At 41.1% G+C, this 18,216-nt stretch carries 18 protein-coding genes; 1 reads left to right on the top strand and 17 read right to left on the bottom strand.

The genetic code is table 11. The features are described from left to right. Positions 1 to 139: 139 nt before the first annotated feature. The 10 genes from sigH to AC2TDL_RS08160 all read right to left on the bottom strand — a co-directional run bounded on the left by sigH (position 140) and on the right by AC2TDL_RS08160 (position 9,286). On the bottom strand, positions 140 to 796 hold the full coding sequence (sigH, locus tag AC2TDL_RS08115) for an RNA polymerase sporulation sigma factor SigH (protein WP_484700119.1): 657 nt from the start codon (positions 794 to 796) through the stop codon (positions 140 to 142). Between the two features lie 155 nt (positions 797 to 951). After that, the gene (locus AC2TDL_RS08120; protein ID WP_484700121.1) at positions 952 to 1,509 is read right to left on the bottom strand and encodes an NYN domain-containing protein; all 558 of its coding nucleotides are present in this window, start codon (positions 1,507 to 1,509) and stop codon (positions 952 to 954) included. Beyond that, positions 1,506 to 2,264, bottom strand: coding sequence for a 23S rRNA (guanosine(2251)-2'-O)-methyltransferase RlmB (rlmB, locus tag AC2TDL_RS08125; protein WP_484700123.1), 759 nt, complete (start codon positions 2,262 to 2,264; stop codon positions 1,506 to 1,508). Before rlmB ends, AC2TDL_RS08120 begins: the two co-directional genes overlap by 4 nt. A gap of 15 nt (positions 2,265 to 2,279) precedes the next feature. Beyond that, on the bottom strand, positions 2,280 to 2,711 hold the full coding sequence (locus AC2TDL_RS08130; protein ID WP_484700124.1) for a Mini-ribonuclease 3: 432 nt from the start codon (positions 2,709 to 2,711) through the stop codon (positions 2,280 to 2,282). Between the two features lie 8 nt (positions 2,712 to 2,719). Continuing rightward, complete coding sequence (gene cysS, locus AC2TDL_RS08135; RefSeq protein WP_484700126.1) at positions 2,720 to 4,135, bottom strand: cysteine--tRNA ligase; 1,416 nt, start codon at positions 4,133 to 4,135, stop codon at positions 2,720 to 2,722. 16 nt (positions 4,136 to 4,151) lie between these two features. Further along, positions 4,152 to 4,856 (bottom strand): serine O-acetyltransferase, encoded by a 705-nt coding sequence (gene cysE, locus AC2TDL_RS08140; RefSeq protein ID WP_484700127.1) that lies wholly within the window; start codon positions 4,854 to 4,856, stop codon positions 4,152 to 4,154. A 550-nt stretch (positions 4,857 to 5,406) separates the two neighbouring features. Next, the gene (gltX, locus tag AC2TDL_RS08145) at positions 5,407 to 6,867 is read right to left on the bottom strand and encodes a glutamate--tRNA ligase (RefSeq protein WP_484700129.1); all 1,461 of its coding nucleotides are present in this window, start codon (positions 6,865 to 6,867) and stop codon (positions 5,407 to 5,409) included. A 73-nt stretch (positions 6,868 to 6,940) separates the two neighbouring features. Then, on the bottom strand, positions 6,941 to 7,423 hold the full coding sequence (gene ispF / locus AC2TDL_RS08150; protein WP_484700130.1) for a 2-C-methyl-D-erythritol 2,4-cyclodiphosphate synthase: 483 nt from the start codon (positions 7,421 to 7,423) through the stop codon (positions 6,941 to 6,943). Between the two features lie 23 nt (positions 7,424 to 7,446). Further along, entirely contained in the window at positions 7,447 to 8,139 is a 693-nt protein-coding gene (ispD, locus tag AC2TDL_RS08155) for a 2-C-methyl-D-erythritol 4-phosphate cytidylyltransferase (protein WP_484700132.1), read from the bottom strand. Positions 8,140 to 8,191: 52 nt separating this feature from the next. Further along, complete coding sequence (locus tag AC2TDL_RS08160) at positions 8,192 to 9,286, bottom strand: PIN/TRAM domain-containing protein (RefSeq protein ID WP_484700134.1); 1,095 nt, start codon at positions 9,284 to 9,286, stop codon at positions 8,192 to 8,194. 137 nt (positions 9,287 to 9,423) lie between these two features. Here AC2TDL_RS08160 and AC2TDL_RS08165 point away from each other — a divergent pair, with 137 nt between their 5' ends. Next, complete coding sequence (locus AC2TDL_RS08165; protein ID WP_484700137.1) at positions 9,424 to 9,819, top strand: DUF1573 domain-containing protein; 396 nt, start codon at positions 9,424 to 9,426, stop codon at positions 9,817 to 9,819. Between the two features lie 123 nt (positions 9,820 to 9,942). On the opposite strand, the gene pssA is transcribed toward AC2TDL_RS08165, so the two are convergent. From pssA to AC2TDL_RS08200, 7 genes are all read right to left on the bottom strand, one after another. Further along, a complete protein-coding gene (gene pssA, locus AC2TDL_RS08170) occupies positions 9,943 to 10,668 on the bottom strand; it encodes a CDP-diacylglycerol--serine O-phosphatidyltransferase (RefSeq protein ID WP_484700139.1) in 726 nt (241 codons plus the stop codon). A gap of 80 nt (positions 10,669 to 10,748) precedes the next feature. Next, entirely contained in the window at positions 10,749 to 11,825 is a 1,077-nt protein-coding gene (disA, locus tag AC2TDL_RS08175) for a DNA integrity scanning diadenylate cyclase DisA (protein ID WP_484700141.1), read from the bottom strand. A 13-nt stretch (positions 11,826 to 11,838) separates the two neighbouring features. Continuing rightward, positions 11,839 to 13,206: a DNA repair protein RadA gene (gene radA / locus AC2TDL_RS08180; protein ID WP_484700143.1), complete on the bottom strand. Its 1,368-nt coding sequence runs from the start codon at positions 13,204 to 13,206 to the stop codon at positions 11,839 to 11,841. A gap of 260 nt (positions 13,207 to 13,466) precedes the next feature. Then, positions 13,467 to 15,908, bottom strand: coding sequence for an ATP-dependent protease ATP-binding subunit ClpC (gene clpC / locus AC2TDL_RS08185; RefSeq protein ID WP_484700145.1), 2,442 nt, complete (start codon positions 15,906 to 15,908; stop codon positions 13,467 to 13,469). Further along, positions 15,905 to 16,987, bottom strand: a complete 1,083-nt coding sequence (mcsB, locus tag AC2TDL_RS08190; RefSeq protein ID WP_484700147.1) for a protein-arginine kinase McsB — start codon at positions 16,985 to 16,987, stop codon at positions 15,905 to 15,907. Before mcsB ends, clpC begins: the two co-directional genes overlap by 4 nt. A gap of 13 nt (positions 16,988 to 17,000) precedes the next feature. Further along, positions 17,001 to 17,528, bottom strand: a complete 528-nt coding sequence (gene mcsA, locus AC2TDL_RS08195; protein WP_484700149.1) for a protein-arginine kinase activator protein McsA — start codon at positions 17,526 to 17,528, stop codon at positions 17,001 to 17,003. A 19-nt stretch (positions 17,529 to 17,547) separates the two neighbouring features. Continuing rightward, on the bottom strand, positions 17,548 to 18,009 hold the full coding sequence (locus AC2TDL_RS08200) for a CtsR family transcriptional regulator (protein ID WP_484700151.1): 462 nt from the start codon (positions 18,007 to 18,009) through the stop codon (positions 17,548 to 17,550). Between the last annotated feature and the right edge of the window lie 207 nt (positions 18,010 to 18,216).

The raw sequence follows: 18,216 nt of genomic DNA on the forward strand, positions 1-18,216 counted from the left end.
TTCAAAAACATCGCTTATGAACATCATCCAGTATCATTATGTGCCAATAATAACATATATTAAACCAATGGACTGTCTTTAGTGTCTGAACTATTCAGACAGCAAAGACAGTCCATCACTTCATATGCTATGCCATAATTTACATTTGCTCAGTCATATCACGAGCTTCTAAATACTTTTCAAGCTTGCGTTTTACACGTTGCAACGCATTATCAATAGACTTGACATGACGATTAAGATCAACCGCAATTTCTTGATAGGATCTCCCGTCCAAATATAGCATCAATACTTTTCGCTCCAAATCGCTTAAGATTTCTGCCATTTTATCTTCAAGTCCTGAGAATTCTTCTTGATTAATAATAAGTTCTTCTGGATCCGACACTCTTGTACCACATATCACATCTAATAGTGTACGATCGGAATCTTCGTCATATATCGGCTTGTCCAAAGAAACATAGGAATTAAGAGGAATATGCTTTTGACGAGTAGCAGTTTTAATCGCGGTAATGATCTGACGTGTTATGCAAAGCTCTGCGAAGGCTTTAAAGCTAGATAGCTTATCTCCTTTATAATCGCGAATTGCTTTATATAAACCTATCATTCCTTCTTGAACAATATCTTCTCGATCGGCACCTATTAAAAAGTACGATCTCGCCTTCGCACGCACGAAGTTTTTATACTTATTGATCAAGAATTCCAGCGCTATACTATCGCCCTCACGGACAGCTTCAACAATTTCTTCGTCCGCAGTATTATCATATTCGAGCGTACTCCATTCTTTGAGGTCGATATTCATACCCCATCCCTCCGGCCTGCAAGGCGTACACCGCTAGATTTATATGCTGAAACATAGAGACAGTATACATGAAAATAGCCTTTTCAGTCAACTAAACTGCGGCTTAATCTGCATATAATCTATCAAAGTTAGCATTTTCTACAAATTACGACAGGCTAGTTTTTACTAGGTTTATCTTTAGCTGGTTTTCCTTCTCCTCTGCGCAACTGTTCAAGCTTATGCCACGTTTCATCGTTTATACGATTGTCTATTGAATGCCTTTGCTTCACATGTGGAACGTCGATAGCATGTCTTATTGCTTTACGATTTTCTTTAATTTCAATGAGCAGCTCGCGAGCCGACATGCGCAATGCGCCTTTTCCAAAAATTACATGCTGCTCTGTCATATCATTTGTAGCTACATAGACGCTACGGCGACGATTAATCCATACCGAGCAAATTCGTTCAATACACTCATCGGCCGTTTCTTTCTCTCTCGTATAAACAACGGTTAGCTTATGCTGATTATACGTCGCGCCAATTCCTGGCATCTGATGAGCGTCAAATACGACATAAACTTTCATTCCAGAAAAGCCTTGGAAATCAGCCAGCATATCAAGCAGGCGATCACGTGCATCCTCCAAGGAGTGCTCCTTTAAGCGGCTTAATTCAGGCCATGCGCCAATCATATTATAGCCGTCTACAAGAAGCACATCATTACGTCTATAGATCATTGCCGCAGCCCTCTACGCTGTCGTAAAACCTCATACATTAACACTCCTGCAGCAACGGATGCATTCAATGAGTTTAGTTTACCTGCCATTGGTAGCTTTACTAGAAAATCACATTTTTCTTTAATAAGTCGCCCGATTCCTTTGGCCTCATTGCCAATAACTAAAGCAAGCGGCATATCAAACGCTTGCTTATACACATCAGCTTTCGCCGAAACATCAGCGCCAGCAATCCAAACCCCTTGCTCCTGCAATCGTTCAATCGTCTGTGCAAGATTTGTTACTCTCGCTACAGGCACATATTCCGCAGCACCAGCAGAAGTTTTTAGCACAGTCGCTGTTAAGCCAACTGAGCGGCGCTTAGGAATAATAACACCGTGCACTCCTGTGCATTCAGCAGTACGCAATATTGAGCCAAGATTATGAGGGTCCTCAATTTCATCTAAAATTAAAAAAAATGGCGTTTCACCTTTTTGCGCCGGTATTTGCAGCAAGTCCTCTAGCTCTACATAATCAGCTACTGCTGCTTGGGCAATAATCCCCTGATGATTTAAACCAGGGGCAAGCTGATCGAGTTTGCGCTTGTCCACTGATTGAATAATTATTCCTTGCTTTTTCGCTTCAGTAATAATCGCACTTGCGCTTTTTTGTGCTCCCTCTGCAATCCATATTTTGTTTAATTCTCGACCTGAACGCAGCGCCTCTAGCACTGGATGCTTTCCTGCAATTAACCCTTCAATGTTTAAATTATCCGCCATCCAATTTCATCCTTTCTATTCCGTTGCTGACGGTTCGTCCAGCCCGATCTTAAACAATTCTGTTATTCGCTCAAGGCGATCTTCAAAATATAAGTAACCAATTAAACACTCTAATGCTGTTGCATAACGATAATCGATCATATCCGCATTTTTGGGAGCGGAGCCCGACTTAGCGTTGCGTCCCCGCTTCACCACATGCTGTTCTTCCTCTGTTAAATGCGGCAGCAGTCGCTCTAATGTTGCGCGCTGTGCTTTAGCTGAAACGATGCTTGTCGCTGCTTTATGCATATGGTGCGCTTTATGATTAGGCAAAGACAATATATATTGTCTGACAAGCAGCTCATAGACAGCATCCCCTATATAAGCTAATGCAATCGGATTTATTAAAGCCGCTTCTTTATTCGGTTTGTGAATGGCAAATGGATGAGTTAATGTTTGTTTTTCCATAGCTCAGATCACTTACGACGCCAACGAATGCCTTGCGGTGTATCTTCAAGCACAATATTCATTGCTTGCAGCATATCGCGAATTTCATCGGCTCTCGCCCAGTTTTTATTTTTACGAGCCTCTGTGCGCTCAGCGATTAATGCTTCCACTTGAGCATCAAGGCTTTGCTCCTCTGCCGCTTGAGGAGGCAGCAAACCAAGTACATCATCAAAGCGTTCAAAGGTTGCCTTTAATGCCTCTAAAGAAGCACGACTTAGCTCAGTATCTTGCATCTGTGTATTAGCTAGTGTAACCAGCTCAAACCATGCCGTAATCGCATCAGGCGTATTAAAATCATCATTCATTTTGTCACTAAATGTTTTTTCAATTCTCGCAAGCTCAGCTTGCAGCTGCTCTGCAACAGTATCTGCAACTTCTTTTCCTGATAATGCTTGCAGACGATGTGTTATATTATTATAGCAATTGCTAATCCGTTCAACGCTGTTAATCGCTTGCGCTATCGTATCATCGCTAAAATTTAGCGGGCTGCGATAATGTGTTGCTAGCATAAAATAACGAATCGCTTGCGGCTTCACTTTTTTCACTAATTCATGCACTGTAATACCATTACCAAGCGATTTCGACATTTTTTCATTGTTAATATGAATATAGCCATTATGCATCCAATAATTTGCAAGCGGCTTACCGCTAAGACTTTCTGATTGAGCGCATTCACACTCATGATGTGGGAATTGCAGATCAAGTCCGCCGCCATGAATATCAAGTGTATCTCCTAAATATTGACGTGCCATTGTTGAGCATTCAATATGCCAGCCTGGACGACCTTTCCCCCACGGACTATCCCAATTAATTTCGCCTGGTTTTGCTCCTTTCCAAAGCACAAAATCTAGCGGATCTTCTTTGCGTTCATCAATTTCGACACGAATACCTAGCTGCAAGTCCTCTAAATTTTGATGAGACAGCTTACCGTAGTCAGCAAAGGAGGATGTCTTAAAATAAACATCACCGCCACTTTCATAAGCATGCCCCTTTTTAACAAGCTCGCTTATAAAAGCAATAACCTGATCAATATGATCCATTACACGCGGATTTAAGTTTGCACGACGAATACCTAGCGCCTCGATGTCCTCATAATAAGCGGCAATAAAGCGATCCGCTACTTCCTTCACTGTAATGCCAAGCTCATTCGCCTTTTTAATTAGCTTGTCATCAACATCTGTAAAATTTGATACATAATTTACTTCATAACCCGCATATTCAAGGTATCGTCTTACTACATCAAAAAAGATTGCAGGTCGTGCATTACCAATATGAATGTAGTCATAAACGGTAGGACCGCACACATACATGCGCACTTTCCCCGCTTCAATTGGCTTAAACACTTCTTTTTGACGTGAAATGGTATTATAGATTACTACTGACATTGATGTTACCTCCGACTTATTTGTCTTTTAACATAGAGACTAGCCCTGTCTCATCATCTACACGATTTGCAGCAAGCTCGTTAATGATTTGTTGTTGCTGTTTAACAGTAGCTTTAAGAGAGTCAATTTCCTGTTGCATATCTCTCATCATTTCAATAATTGGATCAGGCAAATTCGTGTGATCAAGGCGATCTCGCACTTTCTCACCATTACGTTTTACAATTCTACCAGGATTGCCAACTACCGTACAATTATCCGGCACCTCGCGCAGCACAACCGCATTGGATCCAATATTACAGTTATCGCCAATTCTAAATGAGCCAAGCACTTTAGAACCAGAACCGATAACGACATGATTACCAATCGTTGGATGACGCTTGCCTTTTTCCTTGCCTGTTCCACCTAATGTTACCCCTTGGTATATGACCACATCATTCCCAATAACACAGGTTTCACCAATGACCACACCCATACCATGATCAATAAATAAGCGTTCACCAATTTTCGCACCGGGATGAATTTCGATTCCCGTAAAAAATCGGCTAATTTGCGAAATAATTCGAGCTAGCGTATACCATTTTCTATTATACAACGCATGTGCAATGCGATGCGCCCAAATTGCATGAAGCCCTGAATAAGTAAACACTACTTCAAATATGCTTCTTGCCGCTGGGTCATTATCAAATACTGCTTGCACGTCTGATTTCATTTGCCGAAACATGCCTTGTTCCCCCTATGCGGTGACCACATGATTGCAGCATAGCTTGTCGACAGCAATATCACATTCTTTATTGCTGAGAAAAAGCTTAAATCTTGGTAGTTTGTAGTCACTCCTTGTTATTGCCTTAACTTTTTAATGATATATAAAAAAAGCCTCTGCAGCTTTATGCTACAGAGGCGATAAATTCGCGGTTCCACTCTGCTTTAATAACAAGCATACGACTTGCGTATACAAGTTATTATCTCTACATCTTTAACGCAGATGATACGTTGTGACCTACCCTGTTTTACAACAGATCGGGACAAAGCTCCCAGGTGCAATTCTGTTACCAACGATGAGGCAACTTCCAGCCATATAACGCCATCTAAACGCCATAAGATTGCCGTCTCTGAGCATCGCTTCAATAACATACTAGTCCTGTTCAAAGCCTGTATATAACATATCTTTTAATCATGATAAGTATAACTAAACTACAGTGCAGTGACAAGTCCCTCATGCTTTGCAAAACCCGCTTGCTCACTGTAATTTAATGTGCATTTTTTAATGAAAATTAAGAAGCAATTCTTGCTTTTAAACGAGAAACGACTTTTTCTTTGCCAAGCAAATAAAGCGATTGATTTAGATCTGGACCATGTGTTTGACCTGTAATCGCAGCACGGATCGGCATAAATAACGCTTTACCTTTGCATCCAGTCGCTTTTTGCACAGCTTTAATCATAACTTTGATGCTATCCACCGTAAAGGCTTCTTCTTGTTCAAGTTCAGCTAAAAATGCCGCAAGCACAGTAGGAGCAGTTTCTTCAGCTAGCACCTCTTTTGCTTCTGCTTCATCCTCAACTTCCTCTGCAAAGAACAACGCTGTATGCTCTACAATTTCTGAAGCACTACGCAGCTTATCACGATGCAACGCAACAAGATCTGTTACCCAAGCAAGCTGCTGCTCGTTTAGCTCATTTGCTACTAAGCCAGCCTTTTGTAAATGAGGCAGACACAATTCAACAATTCGCTCAATATTAGCTGCTTTAATATATTCATTATTCATCCATGCTAGCTTTTGTGTATCAAATACTGCAGGACTTTTACTTAAACGTGCCGCATCGAACACCTGAATAAGCTCCTCGCGCGTAAAGATCTCTTGCTCACCTTCTGGCGACCAGCCAAGTAAAGCAATAAAGTTAAATAACGTTTCTGGCAAATAACCAAGCTCATCATATTGTTCGATAAATTGAATAATCGATTCATCGCGCTTGCTCAGCTTTTTCTTGTGCTCATTTACAATCAGCGTCATATGAGCAAATTGCGGCGGTTCCCAGCCAAACGCTTCATAAATCATTAATTGGCGTGGAGTGTTAGAAACATGATCCTCTCCGCGCAATACATGACTAATTTTCATTAGATAATCGTCAATTACAACGGCAAAATTGTACGTAGGGATACCGTCTTTTTTTACGATAACAAAATCGCCCATTTCTGCAGTATCAAAGGTAATTGTCCCTTTAACCATGTCATGGAATGTATAAGTGCGGTTTTCAGGCACTTTAAAGCGAATACTTGGCACACGGCCTTCTGCTTCATATGCCGCAATTTGCTCAGGAGTCAGATTGCGATGCTTACCAGAGTAACGTGGTGTTTCGTTACGAGCCAGCTGCTCTTCCCGCTCCTTCTCTAACTCTTCTTCAGTACAATAGCAGCGATAAGCTAAACCGCGATCGATAAGATCCTGCCAATATTTTTTGTATATATCAAGTCTTTCCGTTTGACGGTATGGGCCGTAAGGTCCGCCGACGTCGATGCTCTCATCCCAATTAATTCCAAGCCATTTCAAATATTTAAGCTGGTTTTCTTCGCCACCTGCTACATTGCGCTTCACATCAGTATCTTCTATCCGAACGATTAGCTTTCCGCCTAAATGACGCGCGAATAAATAGTTAAATAAAGCCGTACGTGCATTACCAATATGTAAATGGCCTGTTGGTGACGGCGCATATCTAACACGAATTTCTTTTGACATAAATGAATTCCTCCTAAATCCTTTCACTGACTAACAACATTTATGAATAAAATATATAATAGCACAGTTTATGTTATTTCGCTGACTTCACTAAACATACAACTGCTTGAGCAGCAATTCCTTCTCCTCTTCCAGTGAAGCCAAGCTGCTCAGTTGTAGTTGCTTTAACATTAACCTGCGAATGTTCAGCCTGTAGCACTTCGGCAATAATTTCCACCATTTGTGGAATATATGGCAGCATTTTTGGCTTCTGAGCAATAATGGTCGCATCAACATTTCCTAGTTTATAACCTCGCTCAAGGGCCATTTCCCATACTTTACGAAGCAAAACAACGCTATCTGCATCCTTATATGCTTCATCTGTATCAGGAAAATGTTTACCAATATCACCTAGTGCTAACGCACCTAGTACAGCATCTGCGATTGTGTGCAATAGCACATCTGCATCTGAATGTCCTAATAGCCCTTTTTCATAAGGTATGCGTACACCACCAATAATCAATGGCCTTCCTTCTACAAGCTGATGCACATCAAAACCTTGTCCAACTCTAATCATCGTTCTTCCCCTTTCTGCCCAGTTCATTGTCCAGTTTGCCTTTGTTTAAGAAGCATTTCTGCCCATGGCAAATCCTCTGGCGTCGTAATTTTTATATTGGTATATTCTCCTTCGGCAACGATAACTTTTACCCCATGCCATTCCACTACACTCGCATCATCCGTTCCAAGCATACCAGCTCGCTCCGCTGCCTCATGTGCCTCCAGCACAAGATCATGACGAAAAGCTTGCGGGGTTTGAATCGCCCACAAGCTTTTGCGATCAGGGGTCGCGAGTATAGTGCCTTCAGAATCCACCTGCTTAATCGTGTCTTTTACAGGCACTGCAAGCACCGCAGCCAAATTTCGCTCCGCACTTTCACAGCAGCGCACAACTGCCTGCTCAGTTACGAACGGACGTACACCATCATGTACTAGCACCCACTTCGTCGTGATAGCCTTCAACCCGGCATGCACGGAATGTTGGCGTTCAGTTCCGCCTGTAATAATCGCCTTTACTTTTGATAACCCGTATTGCTGGCACCACGCCTGACAGCGTTCCCTATCTTCCTCGCCAACAACTAGCACAATTTCAGCAATAAAATCAATTGCTTGAAAATTCTCCAAAGTATGTACGATTATCGGTTTATTGCCTAATTGTAAATATTGCTTACTTTCCGCTGTGCCCATCCGTTTACCGCGTCCTGCAGCAACGATGACCGCTCCCCATTGTTCCATTCATTTCTACCTGCCTTAAAGGTAATGTATACAATAGTATAATCATACCTCGTTACAGCGCTTTTTCCAACAGCTTTGGTTTAGCAAATATCATTCGTCCAGCAGAAGTTTGCAGCACACTTGTTACAAGTACTTCCATCGTATGCCCGATATATTCCCGTCCGCCTTCAACAACGATCATCGTGCCATCATCCAAATAAGCTACGCCTTGACCATGCTCCTTACCGTCCTTTATTACTTGAACGACAATTTCTTCACCAGGCAAAACTACTGGTTTAACTGCATTGGCAAGGTCATTAATATTTAATACGGATACACCTTGCAGCTCACATACTTTATTCAAATTAAAATCGTTCGTAACAACTTTACCAGACAATAACTTGGCAAGCTTAACTAGCTTGCTATCCACTTCACTTTGCTCTTCAAAGTCTCCTTCGTAGATAAGTACGCGAACATCAAGCTCTTTCTGTATTTTATTCAAAATATCTAGTCCTCTACGGCCACGATTTCGTTTTAACAAATCAGATGAATCAGCAATATGCTGTAATTCCTCTAGTACAAATTCTGGAATAACGAGCGTGCCTTCAATAAAGCCTGTTTTACAAATATCTGCGATTCTGCCATCAATAATCACGCTTGTATCCAAAATTTTATGTTCTTCAAATCCTTTCGCTTCACCTGCCGTAGCAACTACCTTTGGCTTTTCTAGCAAATGCTTCACCGTTTCAGCTAACTCATCTTGCTTACGCATGGCGATCTGCATACCAATATATCCACATAAAAGCGCTATTGCAATGGGAGCTAACTTCCAAAGCCCACCCAGCATTGCAATTGCAGGATAAATTAATGCTGCCAAACATAATCCAAGCACTAAGCCACCTGCCGCAGCTAACAACTGACGTAATGACATCTCTTCCGTATACTTTACTCCATTATGAATCAGCTTTAGTATCGGTTTAGCAAAAATTGTAGACAACATCCAACCTAGAAATGCCCCAATAGCTACATTCATGTAATAAGTGCCTGATTGCTGCAGAAATGGATTGAACGAGTTGCCCCGTGCTGGTGTTGCTTGAAGCCACTCTGAAATTTCTGCCCCTGCCATTGCACCAATACAAATCCCTATTATCGAAATTATTTTTTTCATAGGTATCACCTCCATTACAATTATTAGCAATTTTTATTGCTGCTAATCGTTGTAATGAAAGAAAGTTGAAAAGTGGAAATCGCTCACACATTTGTTTATAATAAACACAATCCAATCTGATTAGGTAGGTGAACGTTGTGTCTACTCATGCATTAGAGCAGTTTCAGGAACAAGTTTCACAGTTGTTATTGCGACATCGCAGCGTGCTAGATATTATGTCAAAATTAGATCAAACTAGTGCTGCAATTAATCGAACGGTAACCAAATCGATTACCGATTGTGGTTGTATTGAATTGCATGCATCTAAGCAGCCTTTTCACGAAGTAGATTCCTTGGATGTAGCGCAAAAGCTAATCACTAACCATGTGACTGGCAAGTTATGTGATAATTGCAAGGAGCTGGTGCAGCAATCGATAGGAAGCAACTTATTTTATTTAACTGCCTTGTGCACACAATTAGATATAAAGCTGCCTGAAGTTTTGGAAATGGAATCACAAAAATGTAATACCCTTGGATTATTTAATCTCACATAAAAATAAGGATGCTCAGAGAGTCAGGAAAACTAGACAATCTGAACATCCTTTTTTTGTAGGCTTTGCTATACATTGTATTGCTTAAAGCAAATACATGTTATCTGACGCTGTTTAAGGTTTTACTTATGCATGCTTTTCCGATTGCTCTTCTTCCTCAACCTCGCATTTTTTGCGCTTTATGCGTCGATCAATCGTTTTTTTCACACCATATAATGCATAAAGAATTAGCGGAACAAAAAATACTTGAGACAAATACTCTTCAAACAATATCCCAATAACAAGAGCAATTACAATAATAAACGGAATAATCCATAATGTTTTTCGCGGAAGACCAAACCCTTTAAAGCTTGGATAACGAATATTACTTACCATTAGCAAGGAAAGTATAACCGATGTCACAATGAAAACGACTGGTACAACATCATCCTTAAACAAAGCGACCGTTGCTAATATACAGCCCGCTGCAGGAATAGGCAGTCCTGTAAAGCTACCTGGTGAACTATCCTTCACGTTAAAACGAGCTAAACGAAGCGCTCCACATATCGGAAACAGAGCAGTAACTACCCACGAAATTGCAGGCAATATATCTTGCAATGCCACAACATACATAATAAATGCAGGCGCTACACCAAAAGTAACAATGTCCGCTAAAGAATCTAATTCCTTGCCGAAATCGCTTTGAGCATTTAATGCTCGCGCTACACGGCCATCAATTCCATCAATGAGCATACCAATAATAACCATAATTGCTGCCAAACCTGGATAATTATTAAACACCAGTAGTATTGATATTACGCCAAGACACAGATTGCCAAGCGTAAGAAGACTCGGTATGGACTTACTGATCACATTTTCCACCTCATTTTTCTATGACACCTACGTCATACGTGATCATCAGATTGTTTATATATCCCACAATTGTATGAGTTTTAAATTTGTCTGTCAATGAACACTTGCTCTTGTATTCGTTTCAAGCCATCGCGTATTGAACGTGCACGAATCTCACCAATACCTTCCACATCGTCAAGTTCTTCAGCAGATGCCATTAAAATAACGGATAGCTTACCGAATCGATCAACTAAATTACTCATAACACTTTGCGGCAAACGAGGAATTTTAGCTAAAATTCGATAACCGCGAGAGGAGATTGCCTCATCTCCTTGCAACATGGAAGAAGAGTAACCAAGCAGCTTTACTATATTATGTGCATCAAGCAGTTCTTCGTTACTTAATCGCTTCAAATTTTCTTTGAGTTCCCCAATTTTAGTCGGGGAACATTCCTTAATGTAATCCTTCATTAAGTAAAGCCCTTCTTCCTCCATGCCAAGGATTAATTCCTCCATTTGCATATGGATGAGACGGCCTTCTGTTCCCAGTTCATTAACATATCGCAATATCTCTTTTTTAATACGCTGCAGCAGCTCCCAACGTTGCAAAACATATGCAACTTCTTGAAGTGTAACTAATTCCTCAAATTCAAGCGCAGATAAATTCGTTAAAGCTTGACTTAGTACACTTTTATAACGCTCAAGCGTACGAATCGCTTGATTGGCTTTTGTCAAAATAAAGCCCATATCTTTAAGCGAGTAACGGAGTGAGCCCTGATATAACGTAATGACATTACGACGCTGCGAAATAGAAATGACCAACTTTCCAGTTTGCTTCGCAACACGCTCCGCCGTACGATGACGAATTCCTGTTTCTGTTGATGGAATAGAACTATTCGGAATTAATTGTGCATTGGCATATAAAATGCGCTTCAAATCTTCGCTTAAAATAATCGCTCCGTCCATTTTTGCCAGCTCATAGAGATAGTTAGGGGAAAATTCACAGTCAATAAAAAAGCCACCATCAACTACCTCCATCACTTCTCCACTATATCCCACAACGATTAAAGCACCTGTTTTAGCACGCAGTACATTTTCTAGCCCATCTCGAAAAGGGGTTCCTGGTGCTATGAGTTGCAACAAATTATTCATAGTTTCTTGTTGATTGCTTTCCTTCATGCGATTCTCCCCTTTATTCTAATGCAGCTTTTAACGCTTCTGATACTGTATTTACTCCAATTACTTTAATACCAGTTGGCGGAGTCCAACCTTTTAAACTTTTCTCAGGCATAATTACACGTTTAAATCCTAGCTTTGCCGCTTCTTTTACTCGCTGTTCAGCACGTGATACACCTCGCACCTCTCCAGTTAATCCTATCTCGCCAAAAATAACATCTTCCGGCTTAGTTGGCGCATCCTTAAAACTGGAGGCAATACAAACGGCTGCCGCTAAATCGACTGCCGGCTCGTCTAGTTTTACACCACCCGCTACATTTAAATAAGCATCCTGCGTTTGCAAAAACATCCCAATCCGTTTTTCAAGTACAGCGATAATAAGGGACAAACGATGGTGATCAATCCCTGTTGACATTCTGCGAGGCGATGGAAAATGCGTAGGTGACACTAATGCTTGCAGCTCTACTAACACAGGACGAGTTCCTTCCATACTGGCAACCACGGTAGAACCTGACACACCTAGTGAACGCTCAGACAGAAACAGCTCAGATGGGTTACTTACCTCACGTAATCCATCCTCTCCCATTTCAAATATGCCAATTTCATTTGTAGAACCAAAGCGATTTTTCACCGCCCGCAATAAACGATAGGTATGGTGTCGTTCCCCTTCAAAATAAAGCACGCTATCTACCATATGCTCGAGTAAACGCGGTCCAGCGATTGCTCCCTCCTTTGTAACATGACCAACAAGGACTGTTGCAATTCCCTTTTGCTTGGCAACACGCATAAAATGCGCCGTACATTCTCTAACTTGTGCAACACTTCCTGGAGCAGATTCAATCGTAGGATCGTATACGGTTTGAATAGAATCAATCACTAAAAAATCGGGGTTCATTGCTGAAATGGCATCATTAATATGCTCCATATTCGTTTCACATAATACAAATAAATTCTCCGATAACGCACCAAGTCGATCAGCTCTTAGCTTCGTCTGACGAACGGATTCTTCTCCCGAGATATATAATACTTTCAAATTTTTTACTGCTAGTGCATGCGAGGTTTGCAGGAGTAAAGTGGATTTGCCAATACCAGGGTCGCCACCAACAAGAATAAGTGAACCCGGTACAATTCCACCGCCTAAAACGCGATTTAATTCCAGCATCGCGGTTTCGATCCTTGGCTCCTGCTCACTTTCTATATGTATGATTGATCTTGGCGATTCTTTCGTATGAATTCCCGCTAACCCGACACCCTTTGTTTTACTAACCGTTTCTTTAAACTCAACCATCGTATTCCAAGCTTGACAACCAGGGCATTTTCCCATCCAGCGCGGGGATTCTGTACCGCATTCCGTACATACAAATTTAACTTTTGTTTTAGCCATGCCTAACTCCTTTTCGGCTATCAATTCCTTGATTCACTAGTAATATCATTAACTACATCTTAACATTAATCCGCGAAACGGTAAAAGAGACATTTATCGTACGTTCTGTATTTGTACGTTAATATATTACTATTTTTTAGCATTTAAGCAAAATAAACACCCTGATTATTTTAGAATATTAGCTCCTCGCCACTCCACTAACAAGTGTGAGCTTTAACGAAGCTTATATCCTTAATAATCAGGGTGCTTCCCTTATGCCATTATTCAACAGGTGTCTTTACATTTTTGTTAACGACTAGTTCGCCGTCTTTAACATCAATAACAAATCTGTCACCTTTTTGAATTAAGCCCATAAGCAAATCTTCAGACAAGCGGTCTTCAATATGCTTTTGAATTGCACGACGTAATGGACGTGCGCCATATTGTGGATCAAAGCCTTCCTTAGCTAAATATTTCTTAGCTTCCTCAGATAAAGTGAACTCAATATCTTGCTCCTTCAAGCGTTTAGCAAGATCATCTGCCATTAGCGTTACAATTTCAGCAATATGCTTTTCTTCAAGCGAATGGAATACGATGATCTCATCGATACGGTTAATAAATTCTGGACGGAAGCTTTTCTTCAATTCTGCTAATACTTTATCCTTCATTGAGTTAAACTCACGACCAGCATCATGCACTGCTGTAAAACCAAGTGTAGAATTACGCTTAATTTGATCGGCACCGACATTTGAAGTCATAATGATCAGCGTATTACGGAAATCGACAACACGACCTTTAGAGTCTGTTAAACGTCCATCCTCAAGCACTTGCAATAAAATGTTGAACACTTCTGGATGAGCTTTTTCAATCTCATCGAGCAGGACAACGGAGTATGGCTTGCGACGTACTTTTTCTGTAAGCTGTCCGCCTTCCTCATAACCAACATATCCTGGAGGCGCGCCGACTAGACGAGATGTTGCATGTTTTTCCATATACTCTGACATATCGATACGGATAACAGCATTTTCATCGCCGAACATCGCTTCAGCAAGTGCACGGGCAAGTTCAGTTTTACCTACCCCAGTCGGTCCAAGGAAAATAAATGAGCCGATTGGACGTTTTGGATCTTTCAATCCAGCACGTGCACGACGGATTGCACGAGAAACAGATTTAACAGCTTCCTCTTGACCGATAACGCGATCATGGAGAATGTCTTCCATCTTCAATAGACGTTCTGTTTCTTCCTCTGCCAGTTTCACAACTGGAATTCCTGTCCAGCTAGCAACAACCTGTGCAATATCATCAGGTGTTACTTCAGAATCTGTGCGACCTTGTTTTTCTTTCCATTGATTTTTTGTCGTTTCTAATTCTTCACGAATTTTTTGCTCTGTATCACGCAGTGCCGCAGCTTTTTCAAACTCTTGACTTTGTACGGCTGCATCTTTTTCTTTGCGAATATTTTCAAGACGCGCCTCGAGTTCTTTCAAATTAGGCGGTACTGTATACGTATTAAGTCTTACACGAGAGCTTGCTTCGTCAATTAAGTCAATCGCTTTATCCGGTAAGAATCGATCGGTAATATAACGATCGGATAGTTTTACCGCTTGCTCAATCGCTTGATCAGTGATTTTTACACGATGATGTGCCTCATAACGGTCACGTAAGCCATGTAAAATTTGAATTGCTTCTTCAACGGATGGCTGATCAACTGTAATTGGTTGGAAGCGACGTTCAAGCGCTGCATCTTTCTCAATATATTTGCGATATTCATCAAGAGTTGTTGCACCGATACATTGCAGCTCACCACGAGCAAGCGATGGCTTCAAAATATTCGATGCATCAATGGCACCCTCTGCTCCACCTGCACCAATTAAGGTGTGAAGCTCGTCAATGAACAGAATAATGTTACCTGCTTGACGAATTTCATCCATAATTTTTTTCAAGCGATCCTCAAATTCGCCGCGATATTTGGTTCCTGCTACAACAGAGCCCATATCCAGTGTCATTACACGTTTGTCGCGCAATGTTTCAGGAATTTCGTTAGCAATAATCTTCTGTGCTAATCCTTCAGCAATTGCTGTTTTACCTACACCAGGTTCACCAATCAACACAGGGTTATTTTTTGTACGTCGGCTAAGAACCTGAATCACGCGTTCAATTTCTTTCGTGCGTCCAATAACAGGATCAAGATTTCCTTCCCTAGCTGCTGCTGTCAAATCTCTTGCCAAACTATCTAAAGTAGGTGTGCTGACATTTGATGGTGTATGTTGATGACTCGACACCGCCTCGCTACTGCCTAGCAGCTGCAATACTTGCTGACGTGCTTTATTAAGGCTGATTCCTAAATTGTTCAGCACACGAGCTGCTACTCCTTCACCTTCACGGATTAAACCTAATAAAATATGCTCTGTACCGACATAGGTATGACCGAGCTTGCGAGCCTCATCCATAGATAGCTCAATGACCTTCTTCGCGCGCGGCGTATAAGCTATATTGCTTGGTTGCTCTTGTCCGCGCCCAATAAGCGCTTCTACTTCGTCTTGAATTTTTTCTAAGCCAAGACCTAAGCCCTGCAACGCTTTTGCCGCAATACCTTCACCTTCGCGGATAAGACCTAATAAAATATGCTCTGTACCGATATTATTATGACCTAAACGTACTGCTTCTTCCTGCGCTAGTGCCAGCACTTTTTGTGCTCGCTCAGTAAATCTGCCAAACATCATATTGTCGCACCCCCATTTTTATATTGTTGCAAATGTTCCCGAATTAATTTTGCTCTATGATAATCTCGATCATCAGGTGACATTTTTTCATCGTAAAGCTTTTGTAAAAAGCCTGGTTGTGTCATAATGAGCAGTTCATTATATACCCCAGGTGAAACCTCAGTTAGTATTCCAAGATCCGCGCCTAAGCGAATATCTGAAAGACGCTGCGCTGCTTCTTTAGAGTCTATAATTGAAGCATAGCACAGTATACCGTAGGAGCGCTTCACTCGATCCTCCAATCTGCGGTAAGATTCATTGATTAACTTACGGCGTGCAGCTTTTTCATGTTCAATAATTTGCTTTGCAACACCATATAAATTATCAATGATTTCATCCTCAGATTGCCCAAGTGTAATCTGGTTGGAAATTTGAAATAAATTACCTAATGCCTCACTGCCTTCTCCATATAACCCGCGTACCGTCAATCCTACTTGACTAACTGCAGATAGGATTCGATTAATTTGCTGTGTTAATACAAGAGCCGGCAAGTGCATCATAACAGAGGCTCTAAGTCCTGTTCCGACATTTGTAGGGCAAGTAGTTAAATATCCTTTATGCTCATCAAATGCAAAATCAACTGCTGCCTCATAGCTATCATCAATTGCGCTAGCCAGCGCCCACGCTTCTCGAATTTGAAAGCCTGGCTGCAAACATTGAATTCGCAAATGATCTTCTTCGTTAATCATAATGCTGATTGCTTCGTTATCGCTTAATACAACTGCTCCTGCTCTTGAGTCATTAGCCAGGCTAGGGCTAATCAGATGTTTCTCAACTAACACTCTGCGCTCTAGCTCGTTTAGATCTTTTAGGCGAATCGTTGTAAACTTACCAAAAGAGTCTAACGTTCCAGATTCACTAACTGCTGCTAACTGCTCTAGCACTTCATTGGCTTGACTAGAAGTTGCCAGCAGCGGAAATGGCTGATGATTAAGGTTTCGTGCTAAGCGAACACGACTGCTTATGACGACATCACCATCTGGACCAATATTTTTCATCCAGTCACTTAACGTTGTAGATGAAAAACGATGTGTTGTCATAACGATCACCCCTTTACGAAGATTGCTGCAATTTACGTTCAAGCTCACGAATCTCATCACGTATTAAAGCAGCTTTTTCAAATTCTTCAGCCTCAATATATTTATGCAAATCAGCTCTAAGCTTTTCAATTTTTCGCTTGCATTGAACATTGCCACCTGAACGCAATGGAACTTTCCCACTATGCTCAGTATTGCCATGAATTCTTTTTAGTAACGGATTTAAGCGATCCCCAAAGGCATGATAACATTCACTACAACCGAATCTGCCAATCTTACCAAATTGCGCATAGCTCATTCCACATGATTCACAACGCAGCGATTCTTGCGGCTTTATGCTATTAAGCCCTTTGCTAGCAATATTATCAAAATCTAAAATTCCCGATAATAAGCTATGAATTGAGAAGCTATTCGGTGCCCCTGGAATTATTTCACCCTTTTCACGAGCACAGGCTTCGCAAATGTGAAATTCTGTTTTTTCACCATTAATAATTTTGGTGAAATGCAACGTTGCTGGGCGTTTGCCACATTCCTGACAAATCATTGCACTCAACTCCTTGCTTCTATTTCAAAAGCAGTGTTACAAGCATTGCCTTTAATAATCTTGCTCGCAGCTCATCACGATATGGCAGCTTCACAGATAGCGTATCACGATGAATCGCACTACGAATTAAATTCGCTTCACGCTTACTCATATGTCCAGCCTCTTCCAGCTGGTATATTAAACCTTCAGCGCTGTTTTGATCGATTTGATTTCCAATCGCTTGATCAATGTGCAATTGAATGCCTTTCAGTGTTGGAAGCTCAACACGCTGAATACGGACATAGCCACCTCCACCACGTTTACTTTCGACGACATATCCCTTCTCAAGTGTAAAACGTGTGCTTATGACATAATTAATTTGAGAGGGGACACATGAAAATTTCTCGGCCAGATCATTACGCTGAATCTCAACTGCTCCTTCGCCGCTGCTATCAAGTAGCTGCTTCAAGTATTGCTCAATGAGATCAGATATGTTACGCACTGTCCAACCTCCTCTCAGTTCAATTTGTTCATGCAGCTTATGCAGCAATGTGTTGAGTAGTTTACCCACACATAAGGACAATTCAATTATTGACTTTGACTTTCTTTGACCTTAATTTCATTATACTCATTTCAATCAATCGGTCAATACATTTTGTTAAATTTATCTGACAATTCAATTAATTTATATTCTATATATAGGATGATT

It is taken from the genome of Paenibacillus sp. plas6, from assembly GCF_057221655.1.

What these genes read in the sequence shown, in the direction of transcription:
- cysS (WP_484700126.1), bottom strand. Translation starts at nt 4,135, where the DNA reads ATGTCAGTAGTAATCTATAATACCATTTCACGTCAAAAAGAAGTGTTT.
- ispF (WP_484700130.1), bottom strand. Translation starts at nt 7,423, where the DNA reads ATGATTAGAGTTGGACAAGGTTTTGATGTGCATCAGCTTGTAGAAGGA.
- disA (WP_484700141.1), bottom strand. Translation starts at nt 11,825, where the DNA reads ATGAAGGAAAGCAATCAACAAGAAACTATGAATAATTTGTTGCAACTC.
- mcsB (WP_484700147.1), bottom strand. Translation starts at nt 16,987, where the DNA reads ATGACAACACATCGTTTTTCATCTACAACGTTAAGTGACTGGATGAAA.
- clpC (WP_484700145.1), bottom strand. Translation starts at nt 15,908, where the DNA reads ATGATGTTTGGCAGATTTACTGAGCGAGCACAAAAAGTGCTGGCACTA.
- AC2TDL_RS08130 (WP_484700124.1), bottom strand. Translation starts at nt 2,711, where the DNA reads ATGGAAAAACAAACATTAACTCATCCATTTGCCATTCACAAACCGAAT.
- sigH (WP_484700119.1), bottom strand. Translation starts at nt 796, where the DNA reads ATGAATATCGACCTCAAAGAATGGAGTACGCTCGAATATGATAATACT.
- rlmB (WP_484700123.1), bottom strand. Translation starts at nt 2,264, where the DNA reads ATGGCGGATAATTTAAACATTGAAGGGTTAATTGCAGGAAAGCATCCA.
- AC2TDL_RS08120 (WP_484700121.1), bottom strand. Translation starts at nt 1,509, where the DNA reads ATGATCTATAGACGTAATGATGTGCTTCTTGTAGACGGCTATAATATG.
- cysE (WP_484700127.1), bottom strand. Translation starts at nt 4,856, where the DNA reads ATGTTTCGGCAAATGAAATCAGACGTGCAAGCAGTATTTGATAATGAC.
- AC2TDL_RS08160 (WP_484700134.1), bottom strand. Translation starts at nt 9,286, where the DNA reads ATGAAAAAAATAATTTCGATAATAGGGATTTGTATTGGTGCAATGGCA.
- mcsA (WP_484700149.1), bottom strand. Translation starts at nt 17,528, where the DNA reads ATGATTTGTCAGGAATGTGGCAAACGCCCAGCAACGTTGCATTTCACC.
- radA (WP_484700143.1), bottom strand. Translation starts at nt 13,206, where the DNA reads ATGGCTAAAACAAAAGTTAAATTTGTATGTACGGAATGCGGTACAGAA.
- gltX (WP_484700129.1), bottom strand. Translation starts at nt 6,867, where the DNA reads ATGTCAAAAGAAATTCGTGTTAGATATGCGCCGTCACCAACAGGCCAT.
- ispD (WP_484700132.1), bottom strand. Translation starts at nt 8,139, where the DNA reads ATGGAACAATGGGGAGCGGTCATCGTTGCTGCAGGACGCGGTAAACGG.